This window comes from Fodinibius sp., from assembly GCF_034521915.1.
Lineage (GTDB): Bacteria > Bacteroidota > Rhodothermia > Balneolales > Balneolaceae > Fodinibius.
This window is the reverse complement of the sequence record NZ_JAXHLU010000007.1, coordinates 21,729-33,648: the sequence shown is the minus strand read 5'-3', so window position 1 is coordinate 33,648 and position 11,920 is coordinate 21,729. Positions and strand designations below refer to the sequence as shown.

At 45.7% G+C, this 11,920-nt stretch carries 2 protein-coding genes; both read right to left on the bottom strand.

Going from position 1 to position 11,920, the window contains the following annotated elements:
• Positions 1-93: 93 nt before the first annotated feature.
• Positions 94-834, bottom strand: a complete 741-nt coding sequence (locus U5J89_RS05910; RefSeq protein ID WP_322574686.1) for a hypothetical protein — start codon at positions 832-834, stop codon at positions 94-96.
• The gene (locus U5J89_RS05905) at positions 809-11,911 is read right to left on the bottom strand and encodes a hypothetical protein (protein WP_322574685.1); all 11,103 of its coding nucleotides are present in this window, start codon (positions 11,909-11,911) and stop codon (positions 809-811) included. Before U5J89_RS05905 ends, U5J89_RS05910 begins: the two co-directional genes overlap by 26 nt.
• Positions 11,912-11,920 lie beyond the last annotated feature (9 nt).

Below are 11,920 nucleotides of genomic sequence, written 5' to 3'. Positions count from 1 at the left end.
ATCTTCAAGAGTCAATCCTATCATTTAATTCTGACTAACGATATTGTAAATAAATCGACAAAATTATTCTTTCAGGATTACCATCATTGAGTGTCAAAAACTTTGGTCAGGTAATGTGTTCGACCCAGCAGTATTAGAATTATAGTTTTTGAACTGATATGAATCGCTAAAGGTAAGATCACGTCGTACGGTTCGCTGCAGACCGGCTCCATTAGTGATATATATCATGACTGAAATATCAGTGAAATCCTGAATTGCATTTTCGTCAAGATTGATTGATTCAGAAAGATTAAATGTCCCATTTCTTATATCAGATTGATTAAGCATCTCAGTCCATTCTTTGATCGTCAAATAATAATTAGGATAACGCACAGAATAAGCTACAGATTTAATACCCGATTCCGGATCTTCAATATTGTCTACGTCTATTTCCAACTGCCCGTCGGAACTGCGATAAGTAGCATCAATGGAAGGGGTCTCTGGTCTGGTATCATCAAAGCTGATAGGTCCGGTCGCACGAACAGACGATTTCATTCCCTGTCCATTCACCGCCCGATAACTAATATAGAAACGGGCGCCCTGCGGTAAGTTAGCCTTTGGAATAGTTACATATCGATCAGGGGTGCTGCCTCCCCACCCAGAAAATACCATATTCCCGCTTTTATTATTATCCCAATCAAAATCTGCCGTTTTGCCATCGGGCCAATCACGCAGATCGGTGCCTCCAGGACTTGTACCCACCGCATACTGGATACCCTCCATATCGGTTTCCGAATCATAGGGTAACTGCGTAAAATAAAGTTTCACATCATTGGGGTTGATCTTGGCACGCATCTTTGGCTGTGTAGGGGGCGTGGGATCGGTTGCTGTTCGTGGACCAATAGTTCAGTACCTCGCTGTAGTTACCGGCATAATCCTTGGCACGAACATGCAGGTAAAGCTCGGTCTCAAAATCCTGCAGCAGCGAACTGCTGTATTCCCCGGTATATATAACCTGTAGGTCTTCAGTCGTATCAACCCTCGGATCATCAAAATCTTCTACAGGTACTTCATCGGATTCTGCAATGATGTACTCGTAATGCTGCACCTCATTATCATCACTCGAGGCCGTCCATTTAAGAGTTATTTCCGGGATAGCTATATCAGCCCAATCTTCCACAGTTTCAGTTGATACATTTAGCGGAGCAGGTACACTCTGCAACAGTGGATCAACCGGTGTACTGTTACCAAATAACGTGACACCAAGTCCCCTATAAACAGGTGTATAAGCAATTGAAGGTTTTGTGGGGCTTTCATCATCAAAGATGACCGGAATACTGCTCTCCCTTACCGGGCTCAAATCACCGGCCCCATTTGTTACCCGCACACTTACGTAATATTCGGTTCCCGCCTGCATGTTGATCAGACGTGTCTGACCTAGCATCTGATCAGTCGGAATATATGATAGAAACTCCCGATTACCCTGTAATTCAGTCCAGCTAATGACATCGGTGCCGCCCTTGGTAGTACCTACGGCATATTCGTACGTAGCAATATCTGACTCGGGATCGTGAGCCTGTATCTGCATTTTAATCATAGATCCGTCCTTGGTCCAAAATTTTTCTCTGTTAACAAACTGGTTTTGATTCAAGTTATACAGTCTTTTGCTTGATTTTTCATAATAAGATCCCAGATAAAGTGATGGTTTATCCGGAGGGGTCGTATCTTCGGTCAGAACAGATGATCCGCTTCCGCCGCCCCCACCAACGGTACTTCCTCCAGGCCCTACATCCACATTAAAAGTGGCCCGCCGGATGGCCGTATTACCGGCATAACCCCGTACGCGCACTCCGGCATTGATCTTACGGGTATTGTAAAAATCGACCACATTTTGTGATGGGTTTGAACCACGGGGATGTGCTCTTTTGTAGGGAAAAACAGTAATAGACTCATTGTCTCCAACAGATAGATAATCGTCTCGACCTGTTGTTACACCGGCATTCTGTTCAAATTCTTTGATATCTACGCTGTTTTCCACTATGCCAACCGGATGCGTAGCACTCCAAGAGACATCGGTGGTATTGAAATAAGATTCAAAATAAGAATTAGATGGACGATCGGCGCTGGCTGTGATATTAGTAATTTGTGGTGGTTTCAGCTCATCCGAAAGATCCTGAATACGCTGTGAATAGTTTGTAGAACCGGTAGATCCTGTAAGATTCACCGACTGCCGCCAAGCCAGATAGTTATCTATCATATTATATAAGATGGCAGTCATCGTCGATTTATTAGTATAAAACTGGTCCAACAGTCCCGTCAGATTTTCATGGGCATCCCTCAAATCACCGGTCATCTGATTACCCATGGAAGATACTTCATCCCGAACATTGGTTGCTGTATTTTGTGCATAGAAATCAAGCCCCTGGTTATGCATTTCATACCAGAAATCATTATTAACGGATGCCACCGAATCACGCAAGTCGCTGAGAGGTGTACTTGTACTTCCCGGATTCGAAAGCTGGGTGTAAATATCGTTGATGGGCTGCGGTACCGATCCGCCGGATGAGGGTGATGGAATATTGCTGCTGAAATTATCATTGGCAAACCGAATAATAGCGTGATTACGCTGGGCCACGCGGAAGGCTTCATTGGTTAAATTGGCAGAAGATTGACTTCGGTTGGCCAGCGCACTGTTAAACCCACTGTTCAGCGTCTGAATACCATTCTGAATCTGTCCGCTCTGCTGCTGCACTTTGTCCCGGAGGTCTTGCGCCCAGCCCCACTCCATCCATCGCCAGTTGGCCTGGGTGGCAAAGTACTTCTGCATTTTTGAGTACACATCAGAATAAGACTGCGCCAAAGCATTTACGCTTGGAGTATAACTCAGCGTATTACCATTCCCACTGTTATTTCCATTCCCTCCACTAATATTGGAGTTAAGCGCCCCCAAATCAGTTCCCTGTTGCGATGGTGCATTCAGCGTACCTTCAAGTTCGGCACTCAGCAGGCTATGCATCTCTTGCAGGCTCGAATCCACAACCGCAATACTTTGCCGAAACTGCTGGTCAAGCTTTTCAATTTCCTCACGCAACGCCTCCGTATCGCTGGCCTGATCGGCAGCTCTGGTTTCGTCAACATTAAATGAAGGCGATTCCGATACATTTTTAGAAATTGCTGGACGACTTACGTTTGAGACCGGTGACTCTCCCATGCTGGTGAGCATATCGTCGAAAGCGGCCTCAGCCGTTTCTACATTTTCAATCGATGTTTGCAAGCCCTCAGACAGTTTGCCACTAACCAGGTTGGAAAGGGTTTTTGCTTCGGTAATAGCATCTTCCAATTCCGTTTTGGCGTTTTGGCGAGAAAGTTGAGGTAAAAATTCAGCCAACTTATAGATGCGCCTGTCTTTCATCACATCGGTGATAAGCGGGCTAAAATTGCTCGGTAGCTGGTACGATGCTCCTGTCACAAAATTAGTTTCCACTTCGTTTTGAATGAGATTTACAGCCGCCGACCGGTCAGAAAGATCCATGGCATAGAAGTTAGCCCCTGCTCTGCGAAGTTGTTTACCGCTATAGGCCCGGCCGGTAAACTCAGGAGGCTGATTCATCTCCTGTTGCACGGCATCCATGTCATCCAGCATCGACTGAATTTCTTGCCTGAATTGGTCGCGCTGCGCTCGGGCTTCTGCTATTAAGTTGTTATGGCTCCCTTTGCCAAAGCCTCCCTTAAATCCTTCATTCGATAATGATGCCCATGCTGCTACACATGCTTCCTTAATTTTTAAATCTACACACCCCTTAACCGCCGCATAAAGCTCATAACCGGACGGCCGTTTGGTCACAAACGCAGCTTTGGCTTCCGCACTTATACAAATGCCGAGACACGCTTTGCCTTCAAAAATGGCATAGGCTCCGAACGGTAAACTAAAGCTGGGATCTGTTATCAGCCAGACGGATCCCGTAAGTTCACTTTTAACTTTTATTACGGGTACATCCACATCGAAGCCGGCCGTGACTTCAAGTAGAAAACCATCGTTAGATGCAAGAAACTCCCCGCCGCCGGTCATGGCTCCACTAAGCAGAGTATAATCAGCATTGCCCATAATACCCCAGTCAATTCTATTTCCATTGTCTTTGGCAAAGTATTCGATGGACCCCTGCCCGTCAACAGTAGCCGGCACAACTGCATGAACCCCAATAGTGCCATGTATGTAGGTAGGATTGCTTTGAACCGTAAGCGACATTGATCCATTTAATGATGCCCCTGCCAGTTCTCCGGAGCTTCCGTCCAGACCCAGCACATTACCACGGGCATCCATATAAAAGCTGGAACTGGTAATCTGTATATAGGTACTGCCTTCAACTACATATTGGCCCGTTCCCCCGCCTCCTGCTATGCCAACCTTGGCATAAAGAAAAGCGGCAAAGTCCGATTGTTCATCTGATTGTTCATCTGATTGTTCATCTGAATTTGATAATTCACTCGCTGAATCAATGTTTTCCGGAGCTACCAAAGTATGTCCCACGGTAGACATGGCCCCTTGTACCATATTGATATCAGCCTGCTTGGGTTTCCAAAAGAAACCCGCGCCGGCACCTCTGAGATCAACAATACCAGGCACAATGGGAATACCCACGCTCGATTGGGCTGCCACAAAAAGTCCAAAGCTGGTTTCTCCACCGATATTTGCAAATTTCCCAGCCACCGCTGCAGAAACTATTTGGGGTTGTGGCGCTCCGAAACTGAATTTACCCGAAGCCGCTGCGCGAAGCAGAAAATCACTGCCATCTTTCATATAGTGAAGATTGCCATTGATGGAAAAATTATCCATTAAGCTGGCATTTAAATCATCCACCAAAAATTCGGTGGCCCCGTCGGTGGTCTTCATAAAATAAATACTTTCCACACCTCCGCTGATACCACCGCCTCCGTCCCCACCCTTTGTTCCCACATTAATCGTAAGTTTAAGGGCTGCACCAGTTGAATTACTATAATTTGGGGCAGGGCACGGTCCAAAACAGAGCAGTTCAGAAACATCTTCTTGTCGCTGTGGTACCGAAGACCGATCACCATTTAACTCGTCGGGTCCCTTGGGAGATGTATCCGTGATGGTAATCTGCTTGCCGTTCGCAAACTTCTCGTGAAAGAATGGACCAATTTCAAGCGTGCCAATACCCTGAATATCGATACTTCCGGTACCATCCAGATTCCCGGTGTCTTTCACTCCGCTCTGATCAATCACAAATCCTTCAAATCCCAAGCTTGAGCTACTGTTTAGAGAGCCCATATTTATTCCTGCTGAGCCACTTAACTCAACTTCAAAACCGTTTTGTGTGGTTGATATCTGATCAAAACCAACGCTCACATCAAAAATGCTAAAGTTGAAATTAAATGTGCCGTTCCCGGTTGCATTAAACTGAACCGGTGGGTTACCGGCAGGAGAAATACCGATGCCGGGATTAGCCGTCAGGTTCCCACTTTGTCCAAAGGTAACGATAGCACCACTTCGCCCCTGTTTATACAATTCCCCGTTGGCATAAATACCAGATTGGTTCCAGTTGTATGGATCGATATCCGCCGATACCTCGGTAAGTTTAAAATGGCCAAAGCTGCCAAGCGCAAACTGCTGTTGTAAGTCGAAGGTAGGCGCAGTGGCATCTACCTGTACCTGATTCTGCGCATCGCGGTAAATACTAATAGTGGTTGTTGATGATTGATCGACGGGATCTGGCAGACTTACCTGAAGCTCTGTATCAAGTTTTAGGCCGTTACCATTGGTAAGAGTCATCGAATTCATGACCAAATAATCGGGAATGAGATCGATTTGTCCGGCTTGTATCTGACCAAAATCAAATCCTCCGTCAGTATTGAGCGTCAGGTTTTGGTAATCAATATCTTTCTCAAGGAAGGTCAGTGTTCCCGTATTTGAGCTGATCCCAATTGAGCGTCCCGTCAAAGTTACGGTCGGATTTTCTATGGTGCCGTTAAGTACACCCTCAAAAAGCGCAAATGATTGATCCGGCAGTGTTCCGGACGAACCGCCCAATGCAAAATGCATAGATGGACTGCTGTCATAATCATCAACGCCCACCTCCAGGTTCTGAATACTCACGTCCAGCGGCTCACCAAGCACATCTTCCATCGATATAGTGCCGTTGAAAACGAGATAGAACGATTTGTTCTGCGTTTGAATAGAAATTCCATTTTGATTATTCAGCGCAAGTGTGGCGTTGCCCATGGTCAAATCACCGATAGCACCCGGATCGATATCAAAATTCCAGCCGCCGCTCGACCACGAAGCAGTATAGAAAAGAGGATCATCGCCGGCTGCTTCATCAATAACCAAGCTACTACTAAGTGTGCCGCTCAGGGCGATACTGTTGCTGCTGCCAAAACTGGCTTCTACGCCCCAGAGAGCAGCTTTAAAAGCATCCGTTTCATTGCTGCCAGAAATAGTACCCGAATGATTGTAGGTGTAAAGCGGGGTAATACCGGGCTGGTAGGATGTACGGTGCTGGCCAAGCTTTACTGTCCCTGATGCCAAGCCATTACTATTTATGGTAGCACTTGCCACAGCCTCGTGCTCACTCATGGGTGCGGGAAGCTCTACCATCAGGCCGGCCGAAAGCTCAATACCATTACCCTGATCTCCAATAGAGAGCTCGGTGAGGCTGAGTGGTAGGTTCAATTGCTGCTGCAAGGATAAGTTATTTTGCAGTGAAAGGGAACCGCCGGTTACATTGTAGCCTTCATCAGTAGTGAGACTAAAGGTTACATCGGCCTGTACGGGGCCGCCTGAGCCATCGTCCAGTGCAGGTATAACAACCGGTAGCGAACTACCCGTTGTACTAATGGTGTAACCGCCATTAGTAGCATTTTCGGTTATATCAACCAGCAGGTTGTCGTTGGAATCTTTTATATCAATATAGGCGATGTCTTCACTCGGCAGCGGCAGGCGGGCTGGCAGCAGTGCCGTCAACCCGCTGATGGGATCAAATCCTCCCTGATCAAGGACCGCAATAAGATCATCTTGTGGACCAGAAACATCAAAAAATTCAGCGCGTCCGCTGTTCACCCCAAAATTCCCAACATTTAGGGTAAACCCATTCAGGAGATCGGCTCGCAGCGAGGCATAAGAGTCACCATTGTATAGAATAGAGGCTGTTGCCGAGCCAGAAAGGCCAAGACCATTAGAATTGAGCTCCATGCCAGCTCCCAAATCTATATCAATACCATTATTAACCGAAAGGGGAGCTGCCGGATCTTTCAACTTTACTGAAAGAGGTGCCACTCCTACTTCAATATCCAGCCCAGACGCAATATTGGCCGAACCGCCGGTTACTTCAAAGGGTGCAAATCCCATTTGCAAATTGTTAAACGCAACGTTCGCCTGTATACCATCTGCTGACAGGTTACCGCCGCCCTGTATTAACAATCCATTTTGGTCGAGTACCGCCTGGTTAACGGTAAAATTTAAGAGCGGATTCTGGGTATCAAATGGTAATTTTAGCGCAAAAGGCTGGTTAATATTGATAGAACCACTGCTTATTTGCCCCGTAATCAGATTCACACCCAATGTACCGCTTGCGCTCAGTGGCGATCCGTCATTCACAGCCGGCATCGAGGCGGTAGCTGCACCGTTAAGCGTGGCTTGCTGCTCATCACTAGAAACCGAGAGGTTAAGATCGGCTTGGGTCATTGACAATTTTACAGGACCCAATTGCAGGTAGCCACAGGGTTCAATACCGGTTACACTGCCTTCAAAATAACTGCTTTCTACCAGAGATATCGTAAAGGATGGATTCTGAACACAAGCATTTGGATTATCCACGGCAAAGGCTGGAAGATCACCTAACTCACCGTCGAGCTGAATATCAACTATTTGCCCTTCATTTGCACTGTAATCGAGCGAACCAGATATTTCGTTAATTATAAGACTAGGTGAATCGGGATTTCCGGGCACTAATGGTACTTCAGCTCCACCCAGCGGCTGAAATGGATTAACAGTACCAGTTAAATAGCCGTTTTCCAGTCCAACATTTTCAAATGTTAATCCATCAGGAGGATTTAAACCAGTACCTTGAAACTTGGGTAGGTTCACCTCAAAACTCATATTTACGTCCGGGTCGAAGGAAACACCTTGCGACCAGCTAAATGTAAAGGGGGAGTTCGTCGTTAACTTAAGCGGTTCAAATTCAAAACCGGCCAGCGCGAAAGTCGGCAAATCAAGACCGGGGATACTCCCTTTTGTTATATTTTGTTGCGGCATCTGTATGCCGTTATCCCGAATTTCAAGCCCTCGGATGGGAAAGACGATCTCATCGCTTCCTTGTGGCTGAATACGCAGATCCACATCAAGTGCAAAGGCAAAATCAAATCCGTTAGAGGTATAATCAAATTGTTCAATATTTTCGAACGCTTTCAGTTTCAACCCAAAGACGCCAAAATCAAATTCAGTATTGGGATCAAAATTCTGAGCAGAAAAATTGCGGGTCTCAATCTTGTTTTGCGTCATATATAAGTCAAACTCTGCCCCCGTACTTTCGCCAGTTCCGGTTGCAATCTCAAAGCCACTGTTAATGGTAAAGTTAAAACTGGGTCTGGTAGTACCGGTTTGGAGTCTAAAATTCCCCGTAATCCCCTCAAATTTGAGCAGAGCCTGTCCACCGGGCAGAAGCGGTATTTGCTCATCAAGGCCCGAAATGTCTAGATTTGCATTAATGGCACCGTCGCTTTGAATATAAAAACCAACCTCCTGATTTACCGCCACCTCTTCTTCAAATAGATGTAAATTACCCAGGAGGTGCAGTGCCGTAACTTGGTTACCACTGCCGATTTGCCGCGAGCCAAATATGATCTTATCCATCGTTAGCGGTACATTATCATCCCGCATCTGATAAATAGGATTATTTTGGGGTACATCCACTTCAATACTTCCCTGTAAAATCTCGGGATTGGTTGGATCGCCAGAGATAATGACATTGTTCAACGACACATTAGTAAGCTCAGGTGGATTAGCCATATTGCCGTCATCTAAAAACGGGGCATATAGGGTAAGCGGCTGGTTCTCTTTTGTCGAAAGTATATAGTTCCCGTCGCTGTTTTTCGTTGCGTTTACCAGCAGCTCATCCTCATCTCGTAATTTTAAATAAGCTATATCCTCCGTCGGCATCGGCAGCTTTTCGGGCAACAGCAAATCGGCAAAGAAACCGGGCACTGGATGAAAACCATCGGGATCAGCCCAAGCAAAACGGCTGCCGTCCAACAGAAAATCGGCGCGACCGCTACCAACCTTGAATGGAAACAATTGAAAAGAAAAGCCTTTCGAAAAATCTACATTTGCCAGCTCATCGTAGGTTTCACCGTTAAAAGAGACGGAGGCGTCGGCTTGTCCATAGGTATGAATACCGGTAGAATCGATCTCTACATTGCCGGCCAACCCCATATACAGACCCGGGTCTTCGTTGAATTCGGCATCAAGCTCTACGGCTCGAAAATTCATAGAATCATCCTCTGGATCAATCCCGGCAACCATGCCAAAGTTCTCATCAAAAATTATACGTCCACGCTTTATTCGCAACGTTTCCAGATCAAGTAATAAATTGTCAAAAGTTGCTCCAATTTGATTTCCGGATTTTAGCAAAAATTGATTTCGTCCGTCTACTGAAAATCCATTTTTATCAATTCTCGCACTATTAATCCGAAAACTAAGCACCGGATCCTGCTGTGGTATATTCCAAACGAATGGATCATCTATAATAAATTCTAAATCAGTAAATCGACCTGTCATCAGGTTGAGCCCAAACGATCCTTCGACAATTTGACCTTCGGGTAACTCAAGCTCTGCTGAGGCATCCATGGATGCTTCCTGACCACTTGTAGTATCGTGGGCAAAGGTAAGTTCTGAATCCGTCACCCGTGTTGTAAAGGGCCCCAATGCTAAATCACAGCTGGGTACCACATTCTCTACGGTACCATTTAGACCGGTCGTGAATGAAAATGTTGTCTCCGCAAGCTGTACTGATTCTTCTCCTTTGCAAGCAAAGGGTTGCCCCAATTCCAAGTTACCACCAAAATCCAGTCGGCCAATTGGATCAGTTGTACCATCGTCATTAAATTTGGTACCAAATCGCCCGCCTATATTTTTGACATTTAGCGCATAGCCCTCTCCGAATTCGTACGTGCAACCCTTAAAATTAGCCACACTTACCTCTCCAAATACACGGTCTTCTTCTACGTGTCCACCGCTGAGATTAAGGGCTGTGCCCCGCACACATTGTGGTAAATTTCCTTTACGCGGTACCGTTACCTGACCGGCAAATGATAAATCCCAAGGACCCGGACCTTGTTTATCCCAGTCGAACAGCGGGAAAAGAAATTCGGCTAAGGTGAGCGAGTTCAGTTTCACTCCAAAATCATTGGTATTAAACCGGGGAAGTTCAATGGGAGCATTCTCAAAGTCTATTGCACTAAAGTGAATACCTTTATCATCAACTGTTATGTTATCTACTTCGGCGGATTTCCATTGGCCGAATGATGGGATTTCAATCTTTGCCCCAAGATTTAATTCAAAATCCCAATTTTCAGTTGCCGGATCATAGGACAAATGTTGCAGATGGGTCTGTGTAAGTGCCAGTGTAATAAATCCAAGATCAACTTTAGGACTAAAGGCGCGACACCCCTTCTGATCGGTTTCGATATCAAATCCTGTTTCACTATTAATTGTCACCAATGTATTACCCCCGCAGCTGCGGCCACTTTCAGCCTGCAATCCCACACTCGAATTTAACTCAAAATTATAATCCAGCTCTCCATCTTGGGGGTTGGCTTCTAAATCCCCAATAATACGATTAACCTGCATATTAATACGGGTACTGCTTTCAACCAGTGGTATTTCAAATGGACTGTTACACCTAAACAATGACTTGAATGCACCATCGACATAAGCAAAACTGTTAACCGAACAAGACGTCTCGCTACCAAATAGCTGTACTCCTCCACTCCCCGTTACGGTTCCTTCGGGGAACATTGCCTGTATCTCATTAATTTGAAGTGCCACCATCTCTTTACCAAAACTGAATAACGGATCATCACTGGCACGTATAGTCCCACTTGCCCCATTTGCTGTGAGAGTAAGGGTGCCCTTGGTGTTTAAACTCTTTCCTCCAATAGATTGCAACTCTGCTGATGCAGAAATCCCCTTACCAAACTCCCAAAATATATCATCGAGCCGCACCAGATCGTCAGATATATTGAGCACCGACGACAATGCGGAACCATCACCTCGCAAGGCCCCACCTATCAGCACGGGAGCATCCAAAGATCCTTTTTGCATACGCAGATTTGACAGTTGCACATCTATCTGTTGTGGATCAGAACCATTAAAATCAAGTTCAAGCGCCACGTTTCCATTTAACTCATAGGCATTTGCTAATTCGTCCACTTCTACTTCATCCAACTTTACCAAGCGAGCAAAATCCGGTATCAGTGTGATACTTTCTATCTCTTCAATATTCGTTGAAAGCTGCTTATTTCCGTCCTTGTAGATGAAAGTATGAATTTCACTTACTCCATCATTTTTTATGGGGAGTGTTTGCCCTTGTGAACCAGCGGTAACCTGCCAAGCATATTGCTGTCCACTTTCCAAAGGCAAAAACTCAGGCGTATACACTATACTGTTCTGATTCGTAAGCGTTCGTTGAGCATGAGCTCTATTGCTATTCAGTGCCTGCACTGGCGTTTGATAATCCAATACCTCAACCAGTAAGAAATCATATTCAATAGTAAAATCCTGCAGACCAACAACAGGCGTCCAATTAAAAACCGGAGTTTCAAGCACAAGATTAGATTGGTCGGGTGGATTTAGTGGCGTTGGCGCCTGCGGATATCGAACGGTAAAATTTGTTATCGATGGTGGTGTAGCAATCATTCCCGCATC